This is a genomic window from Streptomyces sp. NPDC041814 (assembly GCF_055590565.1).
Window position 1 is genome coordinate 44,137 of sequence record NZ_JBVJAM010000004.1, and the last position, 21,330, is coordinate 65,466.

A 21,330-nucleotide genomic window follows, 5' to 3' on the forward strand; every position below is an offset into this window, starting at 1 on the left:
ACGGCTCATTCACGAGGGGCTGAGCAACCCCGGTGCCGGCTCGGTCGGGGGCCGGTCGGCCCCCAGCGGCGTCGGTACGGTGATGACCGGACACTCCGCGTGGCGCAGAAGGCCCTGGATCACCGGATCGATCCGCTCAGCGGTACCGGGGCCGCCCGGTGGACGGCCCACGACCAGCGCGAGAGCGGACTGCGAGACGAGTACGAGCTGTTCTACCGGCCGCCCGTTCAGGACTTCCGCAACGACGTCGAGCCCGGGGTGACGCTCCTTCCAGGTCCGTTCGCAATCGGAGAGCCTCCGCCGGGCTGCGCCCTCGTCACCGCGAGCCGATGCGGAGGGCGGCAGTACTCGTACGGCCCTGAGGCGGACCCGGCGCAGCTGCGCCTCCCGCACGGCGAAGGCGACGGCGGCCCGGCCCTCGGGGGTGTCGTCCGCCGCGACGGCGACCACACGGGGATGGACCTGTGTGTGCTCCGGGGCCCGTACGACAACGACGGGGCAGTCCGCGCGCCCCGCCAGCGACGGCACCACCAAGCCCTCGGTGAGGGCCTCGGCGGGTCGGTGCGGGCGGCGTGCGCCGAGCACGAGGAGGGCCGCGTCCGCCGCCCGTTCGGACAGCACGGTGACCGGCGGCCCCTCGATCAGTTCGGTCGCCGGTGACAGGTCGGGGTGGAGTTCACGTACGAAGTCCTCGGCGTTGGCGAGGGCCGACGCGGCGCGGGCGCGCCGGGCGCTGTGCCCGGGGAGGCCGTCGCCCATGAGGTGGGGGCCGCCCTGCACCGCTGCCACCAGGCGGATCCGGACGCCCCTCCGGGCGGCTTCGTCGGCGGCCCAGAACAGGGCGGGCACGGACGGCCTGCGGGGGTCGACGCCCACTACGACGTCTGTGGCCGGCCCACGGAGTCGACCCGTACGAGCGGATATCGCGCTGCTCATGGCTTCTCCTCGACGGTGCGCCCCGGGGCCGCCTGTCGGTTCTGGGTAACGGCAGGTTCCACGTTCGCAGCGCCGTGGATCGGCGGGGATGGGCCGTTCGGGCCCGATCGAGACCTGCTCGGCCCTGCTGGCCGGGCGGAGGGGCAGGCAGGCTGAGTTGTGTGGCCCCGCACGAGGAGGTGCGTCATGACAGCACAGGTCATCGCCGGACTCGATGGTTCCGATGAGAGCCTCGCCGCCGTGGAGTGGGCGGCCGAGGAGGCCAGGGTGCGGCAGGTGCCGCTCGCCCTGATACACATCGAGGAACTGCCCGCCAACCCGGAGATCCCGCTGGCGCAGCTCACCGAGGCGGCCGAACGTGCCGGGGGACTGCTCCGGGCAACCGCAGACCGCCTGCGCGCCGAGCATGCAGGTATGGAGGTCTCCGTCGCGCAGAGCAAGGGGCGGGCGGCCGAGGAGCTGACGGCTGCCGCGAACGCGTCGGACCTCACGGTCCTCGGATCGCGGGGGCTCGGCAGGACGGCCGGCTTCCTCGCGGGTTCGGTCTCGCTCGCCATCGTCGGTGCCGCTCTGAACCCGGTCGTGCTGGTGCGGGCGCAGGACGAACGGATCGCTCCGCCGGGCGGCATGCTCGTGGGCGTCGACGTCGACCGCGCGCCCGATGCGCTGTTCGCCTTCGCCTTCGAGGAGGCCGCTCGCCGGAAGCTGGACCTGCGGTTCCTGCACAGCTGGACCCTGCCGGCCTCGTACGGCTATGCCGCGCTCATGGACCCGGCGCTCGGCGTGGACCAGAGCGAGCACCTGACCCGTACGCTGCTTGACCTGATGGAGCCGTGGCACCGGCGGTACCCGGAGGTGGAGGCCACCGCCAAGGCGGTTGTGGGGTCGCCCGCACTCCAGATGGTGGAGGCGTCCCGCGACGCCGAACTGGTCGTCGTCGGCCGTCGCTCCCGCCGGCTGCCGCTGGGACCGCACCTCGGGCACGTCGCCCAAGCCGTCATCCACCACAGCCCCGCTCCGGTCGTGATCGTGCCGCTCACGTGATCGACACGGCACGACGACACGCCGAGGCCCTCGGACCCCGAGTCCGAGGGCCTCGGCCGCTGTCTTGGGCCAGCCGTCAGCCTCCGTCCGTACTCTGGGCGGACGTGGCAGTACCGGGCGCGCCGGGAACCAGGATCCGCCTCCCGGTGAGCCGTCGCGGAGAGAGCGTCACCACTGTCGTACGACTGTCCCCTGCCCAGGGTCCGGAGATCATGATGCTCCGCACGTGTTCGGACTCGGGCCCGGCCGGGAGCGTACGGGTCGAGCCGACGGCCAGGACGCTCCACCCCTGGCTGAATGCCTCGTCCAGCCGGTCCAGCTCAAAGGCGACTTCGGTGCCGGCCGATGACGCCTGCGCGAGTCCCGACTCGGCGGCGGTCACGAACACGATCCGCTCGTCTGCGACTTGGTAGTTCACGGGGAAGACGACGGGGCCTTCGGTCCCCGCCATCGCGATACGGCCGACACCGTGGCCGTCGAGCAGTGCCCAGCACTCGGCCTCGTCGAGTTCCTCCATCCGCGGGTGGTGGCCCGGTGCCGACCCGCCCTGCGGCAGGTCCGTATTGAACCCGGCAAGGTCCTGCACGGTCGTCTCCAGTGCATCCGCGAGCCGGACGAGGAAAGCAGGTCCCGGAGAAGGCACCTGCTCCTCCACGTAGGCGAGGTAGCTCGGCGTGGAGCCCGCCCGGTCTGCCACTTCCTCCAGGGACAGACCGAGCTGGGCGCGCCGGGCGGCCGCGCGACGCCCCAGATCTCCCGCTCCGTGCCCCTCACGGGTCGCCCTCATCATGCGTCTCCTTCCGCTCCCGTTTCGGCGTCTGTCGCCGGAGCCCTGTGCGGAACGACGGCGACCGGGCACGAGGCGTGGTGCAGCGAGCGGTGGGCCACCCGGCCCAGCTCCAGCCCTACAACCCCTTCCCGGCGTCGCGCTCCGACGACGAGCAGGTCGACCGCGGCAGACCGTTGCGTCAGTACCCGGTGGGGCAGACCCTCAGCCGTGCTGCTGCGCAGCCGGACCCCTGGGTAGGCACGCGTCATGGGCTCAAGTGTCCGGTCGAGCAGTTCAGCGGCCCTCGTCTCGTAGCAACCCGCCCCGCCGCCGGACATGAGCGGGTGCTGCGCGGGTTCGTGTGACGGCCGGCGCCAGACGCAGACTGCATCGAGTTCGGCGTCCCTTGCGGCCGCCTCGCGGAACGCGAAGTGAAGGGTGGGCGAGTCCACGTCGTGCTCCGCGACTCCGAGCAGCACGCGACCGTGCCTCGATTCCAAGGCGTAACGGTCTCCCCGCACCACGACCACCGGGCCGTACGACCGTGCCGCCACGATGAGACCGACCGACCCGAGGAGAAGGTCACTGAACCCGCTGCGTCCCCGGGAGCCGACGACGACAGCTGCCGCCTGCGTTCCCTCGCGCAGCAGCGCACCCGCCGCGTCCTCGGCCAGGACTTCTGCGGTGATTTCGAGGTCCGGGGCACGGCGACGGGCCCGCTCGGCCGCGACGGCGACAATGTTTTCCGCGAGCACCTGGCCAGTGGGGCGCTCGACGGTCCAGGCCGGCACCACTCCCTCGTAGCGCTCCCAGAGGGAGGCGTGCACGACACGGAGCGGGAGACCGTGCCGGACGGCCTCGTCAACAGCCCAGTCGAGCGCTTCGAGACTGGGGTCCGAGCCATCGACACCGACTACCAAAGGCAACCGCATCAGGCCCACCACCTTCCATCACAGCAGAGGCTCCTCCTGTAACGGTCACACCGCCGCAAGGGGCCTGGAAGGGCCGGTCGGGCCCTTGACGCGCCCTCTCGGGCCCCTATCGCGACGGGAGCGACGCCTGTGACCGGCTGGTCGGGAGAGCCGACGTCCCGACAACCGGGGGCGTCGCTACCACCCGGCAGCCGGGCACTGGGGTCGGATGGCCTCGGAGAGGCCCCCATCGGCCCATGCGCGACAGTCATCTGCCCGCGATCGTGGACTACCCGGCCGTATGAACGTTCACGGAGGTGCGTCGTGAATCGCCCAGTGACCGTCGGACTGAACGGAACACCGGCTAGCGACGCGGCTGCCGACTGGGGCGCCCGCGAGGCCGCCCTGAGACGGCGCCCGCTGCGCCTGGTGAGCGCCTGGGAATGGCAGCCCTACTCCCACGCTCGTCTCTCGGGCACGGAAACCCCTGAGCAGCGCTCGCGGCGGCTGCCCGGGGAAACAGCGGCACGGCTGGCCCAGCAGTATCCACAACTGACGATAGAAGCCGACCGGCTTACCGGCCCACCACCCGAGATGCTCTGCCGGGCCGCCGCAGATGCCGAAGTCCTCGCCCTCGGCACCGCCGGACTCGGAGCGCTCAAGGGCTTTCTCCTGGGCTCGGTCGCCATGGCAACGGCCGCCCACGCCCACGGGCCTGTCGTCCTCGTCCGACCGGGCCCGGCCACGCCTGGCACCTCCGCGGAACACGCGGCACGAGCCCGCGGCACTGCGGAACAGGTTGCCGTTGCTCCCGTCGTCGCCGGCATCGACTTCGGCCCCACCACGGACGGCGTGCTGCGCTTCGCCTTCGAGGCGGCAGCCGTCCGCTCGGCCGGTGTGGAGATCCAGCACTGCTGGAACCCACCGGCCGGGTACGTACAGGGCATCGGCGGAGACCTGCGGTGGCGCACCGACATCACAGCGGAAGGGGTAGACATGCTGCAGTCCCAGCTCGCGCCCTGGAAGGCGAAGTACCCCCGAATAGCCTTGGCCGTACGCTACGAAATCGGATCACCGGCGCGTCACCTCATCGACGCCGGCGCCCGTGCCTCACTGATCGCCGTCGGCCGACGAACCAACCGTTACTGGCCGCACGAACCACGCATCGGCCACGTCACCCACGCCGTACTGCACCACTCCCCCGCCCCGGTCGCCGTAATCCCCCAGGACTGACAGACGCAGTCGTGCCCAGGTCCCGACGTTATCGCGCAGGTGCGTACCAGCATTCCGTCGGCGAGTCATCCCTCGCTAACGGATAGAAGATCCACCTGATCACGGAACGAACCGGTCTGCCCATATTCGTCGGCGTTTCCGGAGCCAACCTGCACGACAGCCAGGCCCTGATCCCGCTCGTGCAGGGCATCCCACCGATCCGCTCGCGCCGCGGCCGGCGACGGCGCAAGCCCGGCAAACTCCGCGCCGACAAGGGCTACGACTACGCCCACCTGCGACGATGGTTACGCGAGCGCGGCATCACCCACCGCGTCGCCCGCAAGAGGGTCGAATCCTCGCAGCGGCTGGGGCGCCACCGCTGGACTGTCGAACGCTGATCGGAATGGTGCTGACCTGCGGCGAGTTCGGCGACGGCGCGGGCCAGATTGTGGCGGACGCTGGTGCTGGAGTCATCCGCGAAGGTACGCGAAAAAGACGGATCGCGGCAATCGGCGCGGCCCCAGCAGAACGGGCGTGGCTGCTCGGCTGGGAAAGGGCGAAGGAGAGCGCCGGGGCAATGCCTTCGACCTGAGAGCCTGGCACATGGCCGCCCTCTCTCAGGGCACCCTGGGCCTGGACGACCTGATCGACGAGCTCTCCCAGCTCTGATCCGCCTGCCGTAGGGGGCCGCGTCGGCCCGGCACTTCCTACTCTTCCTCCTCCTCGGGGCGGCCGTCGGCGAGCCACTGGGCGAGGCCGTGCAGGCCGGGTGCCCAGCGGCCGAGGTCGGTGGCCTCGGCGTGGGTGGTGACGACGGTGAGCAACTCGGCTACGGCCTCGTCGGACCGGTGGGCGTCGTTGAGCGTCAGGGCGCGGAAGACGCGTACGGAATCGGAGTCGGGGAACTCCTTGCGGGCGCGGTCGAGCACTACCAGCGACGCGTCCAGCTCGCCCAGCCATCTGAGGGTGCTGGCGTACTGGCACAGGCACCGGCGCAGGACGTCGCCGTCGAGGCCGAGAGCGAGCGCGCGCTCGTAGTAGCCGCGGGCGGTCTCCTCCTGGCCGGCGGTGTCGTAGGCGCCGCCCACCTCGTACACGAGGACCGGGTGGTCCGGGTGTTCGGCGAGCAGCGTCTGGAAGTAGGCGATCGTCGGGGCCATGTCCGCCCGGTCGCGCCGGTCGTAGCCGCGTTGGATCGCCTCGGCCAGTTCGGGCGTCACTTCGGTCGTCACTCCCGCACCCCCTCTCATGTACGAGTCCGGGGGCCGATCCTAGGGGAGCCCCGCCTGGCCTCGTACGATCACGGCGATGCCGCCGACCGGCCGTTCGTCGCGGTACTGGGCGATCTGGAAGGGTGCGAAGGCCTCGCTGCCCACCTCGTCGGTGACGACGAGCAGCAGTTCCATGTGGCGCTGCTCCATCGGGCTCAGAGTAAGTGTGCGGGTCAGTTCGTTCTGGGCCTGGGCCTCTTCCCCGGTGGCGGTGTCCTTCAGGGACAGCCAGGCGGAGGCCTCTACCGGGCGCAGGCGCTCGTCGTTGGGGATGTTGCCCCACAGCTCCGGGGGCATCGGGCGGACGCCGATCTGATATGTGGCGTCGTCGTCCGTCGGGTTGGTCGCGAGGAACGCGAAGGGCTCCGGCGCGGCGGGGGCGGCCGGCAGGACGGCCAGGTTGTGCTGGGCCCAGTGGCGGTCGTTGACGGGGTCCGCGAGGCCTCCGGCGGCGACGTTGTCCAGCGGGTGCCAGACCTTGGCCAGGAGGCAGATGTGGTTGCCCGAGCTCGCCGGGATCCGCGCGGTGAGGGGGGTGGTCTCGGCCCGGCCGCCGTGCGGGGGCACCGGGACCGGGGAGAACCCCATGAACTTCGACGGGTCGGGGATGACGGGCCCGCTCACCGGCTTGGACCACCACAGGCCGACGTACGCCATCGAGGGGCTGTTCCCGCCCTGCCAGTTGCCGATGGCCACCTGGGCGGTCAGGTCCTGTCCTGGCTGGAACGCGGTCAGCGGCTGGATTCCCGAACAGAGGTACCAGCAGACGCCGTTGGGGACCGGGCGCTCGCCGTGGTCCTCGCCCGCATCGGGCAGGTCGGGCGGCGGGTAGCTGTGGATGTAGAGGTAGGGGCGGTCGTTGCCCCCCTCGTGCGGCTGCTGCTTCCGGCCTCGATCGGTGTCCATGGCTGGGTCCTCACAGGTCCTGGTAGGCGAGGATGCCGACGCCCACCGGGTCGTCGTCGATCGAACCGCGGGTGGACCAGCACGGGTGGGCCGTGCCCCGGTCCGCGTCGAGGTCGAGGTTCGTGTCGCCGGGCGTGCCCCGGGCGACGTCCTCCCACCTGCGTACGCAGTCGGGGCCGGTGGCCGTGAGGACGATGCCCGGGTCGGCGCCCACGGGAACGGTCTTCGTGTAGTCGACCGGGTGCTCCATCTCGGTCCGCGGATACCGGTAGAACGTGCGGACGTCGTCCCTCTCGGGGCGGTGCGGCTGCAGGGTGTCGCCCGGTACGGCGAGGAACTGGTGGTAGAGCGGGAAGCCCAACCGCCCCTCCGGGTAGATGAGGCCGCAGCCGGACAGGTAGGCGCCCGCCTTGCCGAGTGCCTCCCACAGGCGTACGTGCAGGTCGAACAACTGGGAGACCAGCTCGTCGAGTTGGGGCACCCTGGCGGCCGCCGCGAAGCCGCTTCCGGTGAGGGGTTGGCTCTGCGAGGCCAGCGCGTCCTTCTCGGCCTGGCTGAGATCGGTGGTGAACGCGTTCCGCCAGTTCTCCGCCACGTGCTTGTCCCAGAACGTGCAGCTCTTCTCCTTGCCCCACTCGTCCCAGCACGGGCCTCCGAGCAGTACGGCGAAGCAGAGGAACGCCAGCACGGCCAGGCAGAAGCTGCCGCAGGCGCTCTCGCTGTCGGCGGTGCTGTCCGTCGCGGTCGGCGGCCCCACCTGCCCGCCGCCGTACCCGTGGTAGGTGGTCGGTTTCACCCCGGGCCCGTGGGCGTACGGGGGTGTGGCCGTCTCCGGGGTGACGGCCGGCTGCGGCGGGTGCGCGGGGTCGGCGAAGAGCTTCGTGACGAACGAGGCGGGCGGCAGGGCCGGCGGGGGCGGCTGGACGAAGGTGTCGAGGAGTTCGAGCTGCCTGATCAGGCGCCCGTAGCCCAGGGCCGGATCGGGCACCGGGCTCAGCTGCGACAGGTCGTACGTCTCCCCCAGCGTCCTCGTGAGGAAGTCCGCCGTCTCGCCCGGCAGAGTCGCCTCCGGTGCGTTGTCGAAGCGCAGGGAGTCCGCGATCCCGCGACAGCTCCGTACCTCCGGATACCGCTCGCCGCACCACGATCCGACGGTGTTGCGGGCTATGCGGTCCCGGAGCCGGTGGGAGCGGCGGGGTCCGCCGACGACCTGGGTGAGGTAGACGGAGCCCGTGGCGTTCGCCGCGTAGCCGGACAGGATGCCGAAGGCCAGGGCGCGGGTGTCTCCCGTACGGGCCTCGGCGAACGCGGTACGTACGAGCGCGTCGGTCCGGCGGGCGAGGAAGATGTCTCCCCATCCCCACTGGGACACGGGTTCGTCCTGCTGGCGGGGGTGGCGCGGGATGTGGGCCATGGTCCGCAGGCGTTTGCCGAGTCCGTCCATCCGGAGGAACGTGCCCTTCGCATCGCTCGTGGCGTGGCGGAGGTTCAGGGTGGCCTCGCAGAACCTCGACGCGGCTTCGGGGCTCGACGGGTCGGACAGGGCCGTCTCGATCTCGCCGCGGATTCTGCCGATCTCGGCGTAGAGGGCGAGGCCGTCCGTCCACATCTTGGCCGCTTCCTCGAGCAGTTCGGCCTCGGTGCCGTCGGATGTGGCGTGGGCGAGGACGTGGTCGAGCAGGGCGCCGAGTCGCGCGTGTGCGGGGTGGTCGGCGCAGTCGTCGATGAGCTGGTTGCGGGCCGCGTCGAGTGCCGGGGCGACGGGGGCGGCCGCGAGGGTGTCGAGCTGCTGCGACAGGGCGACGACATGGGTTCGGACGTCGATCATGACGCACACCCCTTTTTGGGTGTCGGTGATGACCCACCGGTTCTTGGGTGTCGGTGCCGACCGGGCGAGATCCGCGACGGGTGCGGTCGGGCGTCGGCGCGGTGCGTATCCCCTGCGGTCGGCCGGGCCTTCGATCGCGCGTCGCGGAATTCTCGAAATGGCCTGTGCCACCAGCATCGCGCCGTTCCGTGCACCCGGCAACTCCGTCATGGGCCGGTCGCCGGCCGTGCCGAGGCGGGTGCGGTACGCGCCGGGCACGGCGGGCAACTGACTTACTGGCCAAGGAGGTTCGTATGCTTCGGTACTCAGTTGCGGGTCACGGGGCCTCGTCCTTCGCGAAGTGGGTGGCGGAGTGGGTCAGATCCGATGGGGCAGGGCCGGAGAACCCTTGCTCCTCGCCGTACTCCCCTGCCTGGGCCGCTCGTGGCGTGAACGCCGGACGACGCCCGCGGTCGGGGCGGCCTTCGCGGTGGTGGCGTACGGGTTGGTGGGACTGCCGCTGAAGGGTCTGTCGGCCTGAGCACCTCCCGTACGTCCCAGTTGACCGCGGGCGCGTCGGCGAGGATGCCGTCGGGGTGGCGCTGCGCCTCCGCGTAACCCTGGCGGCCGCCGGTGGAGTAGCCGGTGAAGTAGGAGTACGCGGCGCGCTCGGCGTAGGCCGTGGCGACGACCTGTTTGCCGACCACGGCGGCCTCGTACTGGGAGCGGCGGGGGAAGTTCTTCAGCGACGTGGTGTTGACCGTGCCGTCGCTCTTCAGCGCCCAGCTCACGTCGAGGACGTCGCCGAGGATCCCACGCGCAGATCCGCGCACTCGTCGAACAGGCCATAGCCACCCTCAAATCCTGGAGACTCCTCCGCAAGCTCCGGTGCTCGACCACGCTCATCACCGCACTCGTCCGGGCCGCCCTCACCCTGCATCTGACCAGCTCGAAGTGAGGATGGAAAAGGCTCACTGCCAGGAATGCCCATGTGGACCATCGGAGGCCCATCGGGCCTGCTGTTCCGGGCGAGCTCCGAGACGGCCAAGCCGAGTCGAGTCATGTCTCACCGGTACCCGGTCCGTCGACCAACACGCTTTCGGGACAACCGAGTTGCGGGACGTGGAGCACCGGCCCCAACAAACTCGCCGGAGTGTTCCGCGTCCGTAGTTACCGATGTCGGCCGGCCAGCATTCGCGGCCCACCTTGCCACCTCTGCACGGGGCCAACGGGACTGAGAAAGCCAGTTGTCGCAGCGCAGCGACCTGCTGTGACAGCGCCCGCCTGAAGCGGGGGGCTGCTCGAAGTCCGCCTGCGGGTACCACCGGCCGTCGACCGGCTGCGTCAGCACGCCACCCGAGTCGAAGCGAACAGCACGCAGGATCAACCAGCTCAAGAACTCCCGAGCCGTCGCCACCCGATACGACAAGAGTGCCTTCGTCTTCCACGGCACCATCACCATGGCGGCGATCCGACTGTGGCTACGGCCGTGAGCTACCGACCCCCTTCAAACGCCTGTGGGATCGGGGTGATCCTGGCTTCGGCGGAGCGGTAGCAGCTGGCTGAGGGCAATCAGGAGCAGCCCCGAGACCAGGAGGGCGTTTCCACCGAGGAAACGAGCTTCCCACGAAACGTTCGGCAGGACTCGAAAGTAGAAGAGGCTCTGCAGTACGACGGAAGTGCCCGTGAGCAGGGCTCCGAGACCGTGGAGTTGAGGCCTGGTGACGTGGCGGCGCGCCGGGGGCATGATCCACCCTGTTCGCAGCGTGACGGTTCCCGCTGCGATCGCCAGCAGCCCCAGGAGCGCGCCCGTTCCTACTACCCATGCCATGGTGTCGCTCCGCTCAGACCGCAAGAGTCCCGGAACGCGAATAACGCCCGGTCCGAAAGTGCCTACATTGTCGCCGGACCCGGTGTTGCCTGACCATGCCGGAGCCAGGCAACGTCCGGCCGGCATCATTGCCGTCTTCACCCGGGGTGCTCAAGATCCGCCGGACACTGCCTGGTGCTGCCTCCACCCCCTCGAGAACGACCACGCGTCCCGACGGATGCCTGTCGGCCGGCACCTGCGCTCCGCGAGCAGCGAGAACCGTGACACACGCCGGATAGGCGGACTGGAGCCTTGCCATCTCGTGGTTCAGGCCGAGGCGACTCCGGGTGCGAGGCAGGCCAGCAGTTGGCCTGGGGCGTCTTCCTGTAGAAGGTGACCGGCACCCTCGATCCAGTGCAGTTCGGCATGCGGAATGCGTTCGTGCAGCCACTCGGCGTACTCCGGAGGGAGGATACGGTCCTCGCAGCCCCAGACGATCTGCACCGGGATGGACACACTTGCCAGAAGATGCTCGTAGGCGGCTGTGTCCGTCTGCCTGATCTGGGTGTACTGACGATAGAACGCGGCCTGCCCTGCCTCTCCCCGCCACGGTGAGAGGAACGCGTCGAGGATGCCCGGCCGAAAGCCTGCGCGCGTTGCGTGTCGCAGATGGCTTGCGACGAGCGCTTCATGGGCGTAGTCAGGAAGCGCGCTAAAAACCTCCTTGTGCTCCAGGAAGAGCCGAAAGAGCCCACGCTCCCACTCTCCGCCGCTCACCGCATCAAAGAGGGTCAAGTCCCGGTAGCTCCGCTTCTCCAGGAGCAAGGTCCGCAGCGCCACTGCCCCGCCGATGTCATGAGCCACAACACTGGGGCAGGACAGTCCCCATTGGTCGAGGAGCTGAGCAAAGTTCCTCGCGTGAGCCGCGAGGCTCAGGTCTTGATCCTCGTGCTGATCCGACTGGCCGAAGCCGAGATGGTCGAAGAAGTAGACGGTGCGGTTACGGGCGAGCGCGGGAGCGATGTCACGCCACAGGAAGGAGGAGTACGGCGTGCCATGCACCAATACCAACGGGTCGCCCGTACCCATCGAACCCCAGCGCACCACGCCGCCGGGCGTCTCGAATTCCTCGGTCAGTTTCCAGTCCAACGCATTACTCCTCTCCTGCCGCATGAAGACCACCTTCCACGCGCAGCGCCTTCAATGCCCCAGCAACGTACCCTCCTGCGGGAACCGAAGCTCGCCGATCTTCACGTGTGCCCCGTAGATCCGGTGGGTTTGAGGTGACGAAACCGCCTCCGACATTCGGAACGGAGTGGACTGAGTGGCGAGCCCTGCTGAACGGCGGGCCGGCATGCCGCCGGTGTTCCACACGGGCTGACCGCGCTGTCGCTGTAGACCCCGGCCTGATGCTCGTGGGTCCCGGTCACCTTCTTACCGACGGACACGAAGTCGTCTTTCCGGCACCGGCCGGAACGGACGCCTCGCTGAGGTCACTCGCCCGGGGTGAGCCACGGGGCGTCCTGGACCTCACACGGCACGCCGGCCAGCTTGCTGCGCGTCTCTCCGTCCAAGCCGGCAGTGCCGTCGACCATCACACCGGCGGGTTCCATGGGGTCGCAGTCCTGCGGTCCAGGCAGGACGTCGCCCTCTCGATCGATTCGGGCAGGTCCTCACAGAGCCAGGAGCCAACCGGGCTGGGAGCCGGTCCCGTGGGCAGGGAGCGGATCCAGGTCGCCGCGCGGCGGCCGACTGGCGGCCGCGGCGAGCGCTCCCTCCTCGCCCTCCCCCGGCTAACCGTCCGCCGGACTTTGAGGTTGCGCCCGGCCTGACGTCGCCTCGGATCAGGAGCGGAGGCGTGAGAATCATCCGCCCGACTTCGGCCTGGGCACGTCCTGGTCCTGCTCCTGGTCGTGCTGCTCCTGCCGACGGCTCACACCCCGCGCCTGCTCCAGGTCCGACTCGAATGGCAGGTCACAGTCCCCACACAGCGTCGGACGGACCTCCATGGGAACGGGGCCCCAGCCGGTGCGTTCCACCGCCTTCCACCACCCGTCGGTGAACGCCGCCTTGCACTCGGTGCAGTGGGGACGCCGGGGGAAGCGCATGAACTCCTCACGCGCCCATTCCGGCCCGGGGACCGGTAGGCCCACATGTTGAGGTGTCGCGTATCCTCCGGAGGTTTCCAGTTTGGTCACCCTGCGTGGTCGGTGGTGGGCTCGTAGGGCGGGATCGTCCAGCGCATCGTTGTCTGGCCCGTAGGACCAGGCTGGAGAGTCACGGGATAGACCTGTCCGAAGGTTCGTTCGCCGCGATGGCGCATCGAGTGGTCGCCGCCGTCCCAGTTGATCCCCAGAACGGGGCAGCCAGCGACCTCGATGGCGCCGATCCGCAGTGGGTGGGTCCAACTCGCGCGGTTGAAGCGGTGAAAGTCGGAGTGCTCATCGACTGCGACCATGACGCCCCGGCCCTGTTCGTCGCCTTCCCAGTTGTTGAGGGCTTTGCCAAGTTTCTTGGCTTCATCGAGCGGGAGATCGAGCCACCCTCGCACTTGACTGGAGTGTCGCAAGATCAGGTCTCCGCCGAACTGACGATGGGCGGCCTCCGCGTAGGCTCCCCAGTAGGCGACATCGGCAAGGCCGTCGGTTGACGGATGGCCATCTCCCGTCCAGGAGTCCAAGGCAAGCGCATCGCCGAGCACCATGCCGCAACGGTCGACCGGTAGCTCGCCAAGGATGATCGGCTCGTCCCCTGCCGTGCCGGCCCATGGCAGACCGAGATCGATCTCAAGCACCGCGATGGTCGGTCCTCCGTCGAAGGGCGATGCCGCCGTGCTGGCCCTCACCATCAACGGCCTGTCACCGGCGGCGCGAACTGCGGCCATCTCACACGTCCAGTCCTGGACTGTCCGCCGCCGATCGAGGCCGCGGCGCTTGCGCGCTCGGACAGCGGCCGGCCCAGCTGCGGCCAGTAGTCGATCCACGACGCCATCCCCAACACGAGGACTCCCGACGGCGCCGTCACGACTCCCAGGTCAATGTCAGTCTCAGCCATCCGGCGATTGAACCTTCCTTCTGCTCTCAGGATCAAGGTCCGGCCGGGTCAGCGCCTATGGTCGCCCGGGGCATACCGGCTCCAGGTTCCGCCAGCCTCGGTCACCAGGCGGGTGGCTGTCTTGTCGTGGTAGCCGAGCGCCTTCGCGATGACAGGGGCTGGGGCTTGAAGGACGAGTCGGCGGATCCCTCGGTTCGTGGGCACGACTTCGCCCATGACCCTTGACCTCCACGAAGCAACGCCCCATCTGCGTGCCCTTATGGTCAACCGGCTCACAACGTGCGGCGTTCTGACCGACTCGCTGCTGCGCGACGCGCTGCTGCGTCTGCCGCGTGAAGTCCTGCTCCCGCACGCCTACGTCAGAGTCAGCGGCCCGGGCGCGGACCCAATCGACTGGCGCCCGCTTCACGGCCACCACCCGGGCGACCGTCAGGAGTGGCTCGATCTGATCCACAGCGACGAGTCGATCCTGCTCCAGCACGACGGTTCCCCCTCCCCCCACACACACGCCCTTGCCGGTGGGCCGGTGACCACGGGCACATGACGTCCATGTCCACCTACACCCCCGCCACCGTCGAAGCCCTCCAGGCCCTGGAACTCGGCCCCGGACAGCGGAATCTGGAGATCGGTCCGGGCCTCGGCGTCTCCCTGGCGCTCGCCGCCGCCATCACTGGTCGCGTACTCGCCACCGGTGTGGAGAGGGACAGGTACATGACGACCTTCGCGCAGCGAAATCTGGACCGCCTTGGGGTTGGCGCGGCCGTTGCCGAAAGTGACGCGCTCGAAGGACACGAACGGCGGGCGCCGTACGGGCGAATTCACTCCGGCATCGGTGTCCCGTGCGTCCCACGCCCGTGGGTGGATCAGCTCGCGCCGGGCGGCCGGCTGCTCACGACGCTCGTGACCCACACACCCAGCTGGCCCGGACATCTCCTCGTCACCCGCTCCCCGGAAGGCGCCGTCGAGGCGGTCCTGCGACGCCGGCCGCGCGGGTACCGGCCCGCGCACGGCTACCGGTGGCTCAGCGCTCTGGAGCACCGTGCTCGCATCAAGGCCGAACCCGGCCGGGCGCGACGAACCCGCCTCGTGCCGCCACCGGACCACGCCTACGGATTCTGGCTTGCCGCCGCATACCTGGCGCCCGGCACAGTGCGGGATTTCCAGGCCGAGACGATGACCGTCGTCGCGCCCGAGGACGACTCGTGGGCCGTGGCCGGCCCGGCCGACGGCGGCGTCCGTGTCCATGGACCGCGTGACCTCTGGGCCGAGCTCCAAGATGTGCACGCGCGCTGGGAGCAGGCCGGACCCCAGCAGTACCGAGTCGACCTCCGCGACACCGCCGGGCCCCAGACGTCAGCAGCTTCGGCGCGGGCCTTAACGGCCCTGGCTTGGGCGCTGCCTTCGCTCGCCGCAGTCGTGCGGCAGACGCCATGAGCACCGGCACGGCTGGCGGCGTCATCCTGCGGGGCATTGGCTCTGCGGGCTCATGACCGCCGATGGTTCCGGCGGATCGGCGTTCCGACATGGAGCCCTTCTGGCCGCCCACAGCTCTTCTTCGGTTCTGGAAGGAGCCGGCCAGGACCGGTGACAGTGCCGCCCGGAAGACAGCGAGAGAATTACCACGACCTCGTCAGCAAAGTGCAGGCGGAGATCGGGGATCCCATCACTGGAGGTCGCGGTTCTTGATGGAATCCCCGATCAAGTTCTCCGGGTGCCCTGCAATATGTTTCCCATGTCCGTCCTCTCGCCTATTTTGGGCGGCGGGCCCTCGTGACGTGGGGGGGGGGGGGGGGGGGGGGTGTGGGGGGGGGGGGGCGGGGGGGGGGGGGGGGGGCCCCCCCCCCCCCCCGGCGCCCCCCCCCCCCCCCACGTCAGGAGGGGTTTGTTCAACCGGCGGTTGTCACCATCGGTACCAGCGGCCCCGCTTTCCGTTTGCTGTCGGCCGGATCACGAACCCAAGCAGCCAGACCACCAGCACGATGATGGCGATCCACCACAGTGCCTTCAGTGCGAAACCCGCACCGAAAAGAATCAGAGCGAGCAGAAGAACGAGAAGAATGGGAACCATGATTATCAACCTCCGAGACACTGTGTGCCCCCAAGGCCCGCCTTCACTCCCCGAGCCATACAGAAATCTTACAGGACCAGCTTGAGCATGCCTCTGGGCGCAGGGCAGTCAGTACTGGCGGATGGATACGATTCCATTCCGGTCGATCGACGCTCCGTTATTGCATTCCTTTCGTCGCGTACCTCAATGGGGCCGCCGTACGGTGCCGGGGTGCGGGTCGGCGAGGTGGGCGGCTTCGAGTGCGGCGTTGAAGTCAGTGAGGGGAGTGCCGGTGTGCCCTTCGATGCCTTTGAGGATGGGCCAGGCCGGACCTTCGACGCCGTACAGACTGGCATCGGTCATTCATGCGGCGGTGGCTTCGGCTCGCAGTTCGCCGCTGGTGTGGAAGTAGGCCGCGATGAAGAGACCGGTTGGGTCGGTGTCGGGCTCGGGGTGGTATCCCGTGGCCAGGCGAGTTCCGAGGCGTCGGCTGACGTCCGTGTCGGTCAGGCTGGTCACCGTGCCGGCGTCCTGGAGCAGTGCGTAGCGGCTGATGACGGCAGCGGCGAGCAGTCCGCCCGGCCATACGATGCGCTGGGCCTCGCGCACTGCGGTGACACGGTCGTCGCGCTCGGAAACTGGCTGGTCGGAGGAGGAGCCGTGAGGTATTCGATCAACGTGGACGTGGCACTGCATCGAGATGAGACGTGGCTGCTGATCGTGCGCGGACCGGGTGAGGAACATGCGGCGGGAACCTTGTCCCTGGTCGGTGGGACGGTCGACCAGTGCTCGCCCGGCGGGGACGTGACCACCGCCACCGGCCGCCGGGAGGTCCTGGAGGAGATCGGCGTAAACCTCGACGGAGTGGACCTTGCCTACGCGGACGAAACGTTCTTCGTCACGGACACCCGCAGCCCGGTCATCAACGTGGTTCTCGCCGGGAGGCTCCCCGAAGGCGCTGCGCCGGTGATCGCGTCGCCCCAGGAAGTCGCGGACATCCGGTGGGAGCGGCTGGACGCTCTGGAAACGGATCCGGCGTGTCCCCCGTGGACCTTGCGCAGCGTGCGGCTGGCTACGGCAGCACTCGACCGGGCGGCGCGGCCGTCTCGGGCACTCAGCAGCGCGGCGCGCGACCGAGATGCCGTCCGCTCCAGTCCGGACTCCGCAGGGCGGATGACACCGTCCTCGTCCGACCGAGGCGGATGACGGTGGGGTCCCGTGTGACGACGTCGGAGGGGCGCCGTCTCTCCAGACCATCATGCGCCGGCTTCGGGCAGGCACACGGTCGTCTGGTCGCGGGGCTCTCGACGAGTGACTGCGGCCGTCTGGATATCAGTCCGTTCGTAGCGCTACCCAGCGGGGCTGTGGTGGAGCCTTGTCGTCACCCCTCCGTCCGCCGGGGTGCAGCCGATGCCCCGCAGGACGGCGACGGGGGCTCCGCGGCCCCGCTGACCGAGGATGATTCCGGCTGCGGCAATCATGTCGGTGGACGTCTCCTCCTGCCGCTTCCCGCCGTGCTCGGAGACCCGCAGGGGGCTGTTCCGGTGCCGGTCCCCGGGCGGCCGGGGGCTGCCCCGGGGTGCTACATGGTGGTGCCGGCGTGACCGGTGGCGACGCTCTCGTACCGCTGGACACTGGCAGACTTTGGACGACTCCAGGGGGCGGGTAAGCCGAGCGCGGTTATACGGGAGAGGCTCTCGGCCAGCAGGGGGCCAGGCCGATCCCCCCTCACCCAATGCTGGTCGTGGACGCCGAGGAGTGTGAGACACAAGTGCGGCTGCCGTGGCCGCCCTGCCGCGAACTGGTCGCCCGTCGTCAGGATGACCTGGGCCGCCTCACATCCTGCGGTCCGACGCAGAAGGGCCGCGAGATGACCCGCTTCTTCGGGGATCAATTCCTCCTCGCCCGGCGATCCAGATGGCTGCGGTTGCCGCGCCCTCGCTGACGAGCAGCCAGTGATGGCGCGGTGCCGACGTCGCGTACAGCCGCCACATGGCCGCTGCCTGGTCGGTGCGCCGTTCGGTGTCGGGAATGGCCGACCCCCGCTCCCGACGCGACGTGCACGCGAACGGAGGAAGCATGGAGGTCATCCGCTGCCCCCCTCCAAGAGGGCGAGGGCAGTTTCGGCCGCGGCGAGGTCCTGGGGGCCGATGCCGATGAGCTTGGCGACCGTGATGTCGTCCGGTGTCCGCCGTCCAGGGACCCGGCCGGCCAAGACCTCGCCGATCTCGCCGTCGACGCGGTCCGGCGTGACCTCTCCCCGGGCGAGGGCGGCATGAATGTCGCCGTAACGCAGGGCGAGGTCCCGGCTGTCGACGATGACCCGAGTGGCGCGGTGCAAGCAGGCGCCGTCGAGTTCCCGCTTGGCCGGGTCGTCGGCGCCGAGGGCGGTGATGTGCTGGCCCGGGCGGAGCCAGGAGCCGAAGAGGACCGGGGTGGCGCTGGCGGTCGCGGTGACGATGATGTCGGAGTGTCGCGCGGCCCGCTCCGGATCGGCGACAGCGGTGACGTCGACGTGCGGCAGGTCTTGGCCGAGGCGGCCAGCGAGGGCGAGCGCCCGGCGGTGGTCGCGACCCCAGACGTGGAGCCTACGGACCGGCCGTACGAGGGTGAGGGCGCGGGCCTGGAGTTCGGCCTGTCTGCCGGTGCCGAGGACGGTCGCGCGGGACGCGTCCGGACGCGAAAGTGCGCGGGCGCAGACGGCACCGGCGGCGGCCGTACGGAGGTCGGAGAGGTGGTGCTCGTCCTCCAGTATGGCGGTGATGGCGCCGGTCGAGGCATCGAAGAGCGCGACGAATCCGCCGCCTTCGGGCAGGCCGTGTGCGCGGTTTCCCGGGAACCAGTTGGCGACCTTGACGAGGAAGTGGCGGCCCCCCGGCAGGTGGGCGGCCTTGACGTGTGAGTCACCGCCGTCGGTGACGGGCAGCACCATGACGGGCGCCTGGGCGCCTTCGGCGGTACTGAACGCGGTAAAGGCGTCGGTGACCGGCTCCACCAGGTCGGTGAGGTCCACTGCCGCGCGAATACGGTCGGCCGTGTAGTGGGGAATGCCGGGCATGGTGGTCCTCACTCGGGCAGGGTGTCGAGGGTTCCTTGGGCCACCAGGCTCACCTCGCCGCCGACCCGTATGTTGTGCAGCACCTCCGGGCGTCCTTGTGGCAGGACGGTGAGCCGGCTCGGACGGCCGGTGAAGCGCCCCTGCCGCAGGACGAACTCCTTCTCGACGGGCACGACGCGCTGCTGGGCCAGATAGGCCCCAACACAGCCGGCCGCACTGCCGGTCGCCACATCCTCCAGGACGCCGTCGTTGTTCCAGTGCCGGCCTTCCAACACCTCGACGTCGAGCACGTACGCGAACTGCGCACCGTACCGCCCGACCAACTCTGCGAAATCGCCGCGGACGATCCTCGCCTCGGCAAGACCCGCCACCACCGGCACGATCAGGTAACGCAGGCCGGTGGAGACGACGCACAGGGGCAGGTCGGCCAGTGCGGAAACGGGCAGGTTCAGGGCCGCTGCGACCTCCGCCCTCTCCGCCGTCGGCACGTGCGCGAGAAACTCCGGCGCTCCCTGGTCGAGTTCCGCGTGATAGCCGTTTGCGGTGTGCCGGGTGGACACCTCGACGGTCCTGCCGCAGAGGTGGAACGTCCAGCGTCGGGGGCCAGGGGTCCCGGCGCGCTCGTGCAGGACGGCGGCCGCGCCCAGGACCGGGTGTCCAGCGAAATCGAGCTCCTCGAAGAGGTCGAAGACCCGGGCGGTGACGTGTTGGGTTCCCTCAGTGCGGCTCAGAAAGATCGACTCGAAGTGACGGAGTTCCTGGGTGATTGTGAGCATCTGCTCGGCGGGCAGGCCTGGGTCGTCGGGGAAGACTGCCAGGGAGTTGCCTGTGTACGCCTTGCCGGCGAACACGTCGACATGACGGTAGTGCAGGGGCATGAGGTTTCCAGGTGGTGCGAGAGCGGACTCTACGTCTCGACGCTAGGGGGCACCGACCGCGCTGTCGTGGTCCAATCCACGTAAAGTGGCCCATGTGGATCGACTGGTGCGACGCATCCCGGCGTCGAGGTTTCCCCAGATGCTCGGTGACTGGCGCGCAGGCGAGGGCACACTGGCGCGCAGGCTGGCTGACGCCTTGGAGAAGGCCGTCTACGACGGCCGGCTCCCGATCGGCCCGCAGCTTCCGGCCGAGCGCCTGCTCGCCAACGAGTTCGGCCTCGCGCGAGGAACCGTGGCGGCGAGCTACCAGATTCTGCGCGCAGAACGGTTGATCGTCACCCGGACCGGCTCCGGCAGCACTGTCTCCCTGCCGCCCCGGCTGCACGACCGCCTCTCACCGTGGGTCAGCGACCGGGGCAAGGCTGGCAGGAACGGGGCGCCGCTGGATCTCACTGTCGCGGAGCCCGCCGCCCCCTTCCCGGAACTGCTTCAAGCTGTGGGGGAAGCGGCCGACGCACTGCCCGCCGAGCTGTTGGGTGACTCCTCCTCGTATGGCCGCCGATCGGCCCTGCACACGGGCGTCGCCGACCTCTACAACGCCGAAGGGCTCGCCACCGATGTCGGGCACCTCCTGCTGACCAGCGGCGCCGACGCCGCGCTGTGTCTGCTCAGCGCGGCATACCTACAGCCCCGCAGCAGGGTCGTCCTGGACTCTCCCACCTACCCGGGCGCGCTCGCCCTCTTCCGGAGCACGGGCGCCAGGCTGATCTCCCAGCCCCTCACCCCCACCGGCTGGGACCTGCCCGCTCTGGACCGCACGCTCACCTCGGCCCGGCCGTCCCTGACCTACCTGATCACGGATTTCCACAACCCCACCGGCCTGCTGATGGATGAGGACGACCGCACCCAACTCCGTCGGCGACTGCACTCCCACGACACCCTGGCCGTCTTCGACGAGACCCTACGGGACCTCGACCTGCGCAAGGCCACGGCGCCGCCTCCGCGCCTCGCTGCACGCGCCGGTGACCGGCGCATCGTCTACGTGGGCTCCCTGAGCAAGTCCCTGTGGCCGGGCCTGCGCGTCGGCTGGATCCGCGGCCACCCAGACGTCGTCCGCCGGCTGGCGGCGCTCCCACTCGCCGCCGCACTCGCCCCCTCCCCATTCGACCAGCTCGTCGCCGCCCGACTCCTGGAACGCAGACAAACGATCCTCGACCGGCGGCGCGCACAACTGGTCTACCAGCGAGACCACTTGATCACGCGGCTGTCGACCCTGCCGTGGTGCCGCTTCCAGGTGCCCCAAGGCGGACTGTCTCTGTGGCTCGAACTCCCCGACACCGACACCCGGCGCCTGGCCGACCTAGCCGCCAGGCACAGCCTGGCCCTCACCCCGGGCTTCCGCTTTTCCCCGGACGGCGCCCTGGACCACTACCTGCGCCTCCCCTTCACCCTCCCGCCCGAGACGATCGACATCGCGGTCGACAGACTCACCAACACCTATGCCGATGCGAAGGACGGCCGCTGACAAAACCTGCATAGGGCCGCCCGGCCAGCCGCTGCCCGGCGGGGCCTTACTCCGCGCGGCAGCACATCTGGGGGATCGAGAAGCATCCACCCGCTGGCCTGC

General features: G+C 69.8%; 20 protein-coding genes and 5 pseudogenes. 10 read left to right on the forward strand and 15 right to left on the reverse strand.

Annotated features, from left to right (window positions below; translation table 11 throughout):
- Positions 1 to 9: 9 nt before the first annotated feature.
- The gene (locus tag ACZ6C6_RS12660; RefSeq protein ID WP_469201940.1) at positions 10 to 876 is read right to left on the reverse strand and encodes a universal stress protein; all 867 of its coding nucleotides are present in this window, start codon (positions 874 to 876) and stop codon (positions 10 to 12) included.
- Positions 877 to 1,122: 246 nt separating this feature from the next.
- Between ACZ6C6_RS12660 and ACZ6C6_RS12665 the strand changes: the two genes are divergently transcribed.
- Entirely contained in the window at positions 1,123 to 1,980 is an 858-nt protein-coding gene (locus ACZ6C6_RS12665; protein WP_469201942.1) for a universal stress protein, read from the forward strand.
- 76 nt (positions 1,981 to 2,056) lie between these two features.
- On the opposite strand, the gene ACZ6C6_RS12670 is transcribed toward ACZ6C6_RS12665, so the two are convergent.
- Both ACZ6C6_RS12670 and ACZ6C6_RS12675 read right to left on the reverse strand, forming a co-directional pair.
- On the reverse strand, positions 2,057 to 2,767 hold the full coding sequence (locus ACZ6C6_RS12670) for a helix-turn-helix domain-containing protein (RefSeq protein WP_469202678.1): 711 nt from the start codon (positions 2,765 to 2,767) through the stop codon (positions 2,057 to 2,059).
- Complete coding sequence (locus tag ACZ6C6_RS12675; protein ID WP_469201944.1) at positions 2,767 to 3,681, reverse strand: universal stress protein; 915 nt, start codon at positions 3,679 to 3,681, stop codon at positions 2,767 to 2,769. Before ACZ6C6_RS12675 ends, ACZ6C6_RS12670 begins: the two co-directional genes overlap by 1 nt.
- Positions 3,682 to 3,984: 303 nt before the next feature.
- On the opposite strand from ACZ6C6_RS12675, the gene ACZ6C6_RS12680 reads away from it, so the two are divergent.
- From ACZ6C6_RS12680 to ACZ6C6_RS12690, 3 genes and pseudogenes are all read left to right on the forward strand, one after another.
- On the forward strand, positions 3,985 to 4,893 hold the full coding sequence (locus ACZ6C6_RS12680) for a universal stress protein (RefSeq protein WP_469201946.1): 909 nt from the start codon (positions 3,985 to 3,987) through the stop codon (positions 4,891 to 4,893).
- 86 nt (positions 4,894 to 4,979) lie between these two features.
- Positions 4,980 to 5,267, forward strand: a pseudogene (locus ACZ6C6_RS12685) (transposase); the annotation flags it as partial.
- Between the two features lie 110 nt (positions 5,268 to 5,377).
- Positions 5,378 to 5,541: pseudogene (locus ACZ6C6_RS12690) on the forward strand (DUF885 family protein); the annotation flags it as partial.
- 38 nt (positions 5,542 to 5,579) lie between these two features.
- Here the strand turns inward: ACZ6C6_RS12690 and ACZ6C6_RS12695 are convergent.
- The 4 genes and pseudogenes from ACZ6C6_RS12695 to ACZ6C6_RS12710 all read right to left on the reverse strand — a co-directional run.
- Positions 5,580 to 6,104 carry a tetratricopeptide repeat protein gene (locus tag ACZ6C6_RS12695; RefSeq protein WP_469201948.1) on the reverse strand — a complete coding sequence of 175 codons (525 nt, stop codon included), beginning with the start codon at positions 6,102 to 6,104 and terminating at the stop codon, positions 5,580 to 5,582.
- Positions 6,105 to 6,143: 39 nt separating this feature from the next.
- Positions 6,144 to 7,049: a hypothetical protein gene (locus tag ACZ6C6_RS12700; RefSeq protein ID WP_469201950.1), complete on the reverse strand. Its 906-nt coding sequence runs from the start codon at positions 7,047 to 7,049 to the stop codon at positions 6,144 to 6,146.
- Positions 7,050 to 7,059: 10 nt separating this feature from the next.
- Positions 7,060 to 8,877 (reverse strand): hypothetical protein, encoded by a 1,818-nt coding sequence (locus ACZ6C6_RS12705; RefSeq protein ID WP_469201952.1) that lies wholly within the window; start codon positions 8,875 to 8,877, stop codon positions 7,060 to 7,062.
- 521 nt (positions 8,878 to 9,398) lie between these two features.
- Positions 9,399 to 9,665, reverse strand: a pseudogene (locus ACZ6C6_RS12710) (tannase/feruloyl esterase family alpha/beta hydrolase); the annotation flags it as partial.
- Positions 9,666 to 9,667: 2 nt separating this feature from the next.
- Here ACZ6C6_RS12710 and ACZ6C6_RS12715 point away from each other — a divergent pair.
- Together ACZ6C6_RS12715 and ACZ6C6_RS12720 are read left to right on the forward strand one after the other, a co-directional pair.
- A pseudogene (locus tag ACZ6C6_RS12715) lies at positions 9,668 to 9,814 on the forward strand (IS5/IS1182 family transposase); the annotation flags it as partial.
- A 418-nt stretch (positions 9,815 to 10,232) separates the two neighbouring features.
- Positions 10,233 to 10,349 (forward strand): annotated as a pseudogene (locus ACZ6C6_RS12720) (IS5/IS1182 family transposase); the annotation flags it as partial.
- Positions 10,350 to 10,993: 644 nt separating this feature from the next.
- On the opposite strand, the gene ACZ6C6_RS12725 reads toward ACZ6C6_RS12720, so the two are convergent.
- The 3 genes from ACZ6C6_RS12725 to ACZ6C6_RS12735 form a co-directional block, all read right to left on the reverse strand.
- Positions 10,994 to 11,815 (reverse strand): alpha/beta fold hydrolase, encoded by an 822-nt coding sequence (locus ACZ6C6_RS12725; protein WP_469201954.1) that lies wholly within the window; start codon positions 11,813 to 11,815, stop codon positions 10,994 to 10,996.
- Between the two features lie 716 nt (positions 11,816 to 12,531).
- Positions 12,532 to 12,774 carry a hypothetical protein gene (locus ACZ6C6_RS12730; protein WP_469201956.1) on the reverse strand — a complete coding sequence of 81 codons (243 nt, stop codon included), beginning with the start codon at positions 12,772 to 12,774 and terminating at the stop codon, positions 12,532 to 12,534.
- Positions 12,775 to 12,860: 86 nt separating this feature from the next.
- The gene (locus ACZ6C6_RS12735; RefSeq protein WP_469201958.1) at positions 12,861 to 13,550 is read right to left on the reverse strand and encodes a hypothetical protein; all 690 of its coding nucleotides are present in this window, start codon (positions 13,548 to 13,550) and stop codon (positions 12,861 to 12,863) included.
- 384 nt (positions 13,551 to 13,934) lie between these two features.
- Here ACZ6C6_RS12735 and ACZ6C6_RS12740 point away from each other — a divergent pair, with 384 nt between their 5' ends.
- Positions 13,935 to 14,264 carry a hypothetical protein gene (locus tag ACZ6C6_RS12740; RefSeq protein WP_469201960.1) on the forward strand — a complete coding sequence of 110 codons (330 nt, stop codon included), beginning with the start codon at positions 13,935 to 13,937 and terminating at the stop codon, positions 14,262 to 14,264.
- Positions 14,261 to 15,154: a methyltransferase domain-containing protein gene (locus ACZ6C6_RS12745; RefSeq protein ID WP_469201962.1), complete on the forward strand. Its 894-nt coding sequence runs from the start codon at positions 14,261 to 14,263 to the stop codon at positions 15,152 to 15,154. Before ACZ6C6_RS12740 ends, ACZ6C6_RS12745 begins: the two co-directional genes overlap by 4 nt.
- Before the next feature lie 466 nt (positions 15,155 to 15,620).
- Here ACZ6C6_RS12745 and ACZ6C6_RS12750 read toward each other — a convergent pair whose 3' ends face one another.
- From ACZ6C6_RS12750 to ACZ6C6_RS12760, 3 genes are all read right to left on the reverse strand, one after another.
- The gene (locus ACZ6C6_RS12750) at positions 15,621 to 15,788 is read right to left on the reverse strand and encodes a hydrophobic protein (RefSeq protein WP_073969395.1); all 168 of its coding nucleotides are present in this window, start codon (positions 15,786 to 15,788) and stop codon (positions 15,621 to 15,623) included.
- Between the two features lie 183 nt (positions 15,789 to 15,971).
- Complete coding sequence (locus tag ACZ6C6_RS12755; RefSeq protein ID WP_469201964.1) at positions 15,972 to 16,130, reverse strand: hypothetical protein; 159 nt, start codon at positions 16,128 to 16,130, stop codon at positions 15,972 to 15,974.
- Positions 16,131 to 16,376, reverse strand: a complete 246-nt coding sequence (locus tag ACZ6C6_RS12760) for a hypothetical protein (protein ID WP_469201966.1) — start codon at positions 16,374 to 16,376, stop codon at positions 16,131 to 16,133.
- 51 nt (positions 16,377 to 16,427) lie between these two features.
- Between ACZ6C6_RS12760 and ACZ6C6_RS12765 the strand changes: the two genes are divergently transcribed.
- Entirely contained in the window at positions 16,428 to 16,973 is a 546-nt protein-coding gene (locus ACZ6C6_RS12765; protein ID WP_469201968.1) for an NUDIX hydrolase, read from the forward strand.
- Positions 16,974 to 17,853: 880 nt separating this feature from the next.
- Here the strand turns inward: ACZ6C6_RS12765 and ACZ6C6_RS12770 are convergent.
- Positions 17,854 to 18,837, reverse strand: a complete 984-nt coding sequence (locus ACZ6C6_RS12770; RefSeq protein ID WP_469201970.1) for an ornithine cyclodeaminase family protein — start codon at positions 18,835 to 18,837, stop codon at positions 17,854 to 17,856.
- Positions 18,834 to 19,703: a PhzF family phenazine biosynthesis protein gene (locus ACZ6C6_RS12775; protein WP_469201972.1), complete on the reverse strand. Its 870-nt coding sequence runs from the start codon at positions 19,701 to 19,703 to the stop codon at positions 18,834 to 18,836. Before ACZ6C6_RS12775 ends, ACZ6C6_RS12770 begins: the two co-directional genes overlap by 4 nt.
- Positions 19,704 to 19,797: 94 nt before the next feature.
- Between ACZ6C6_RS12775 and ACZ6C6_RS12780 the strand changes: the two genes are divergently transcribed.
- On the forward strand, positions 19,798 to 21,228 hold the full coding sequence (locus ACZ6C6_RS12780) for an aminotransferase-like domain-containing protein (RefSeq protein ID WP_469201974.1): 1,431 nt from the start codon (positions 19,798 to 19,800) through the stop codon (positions 21,226 to 21,228).
- Positions 21,229 to 21,330: the final 102 nt, after the last annotated feature.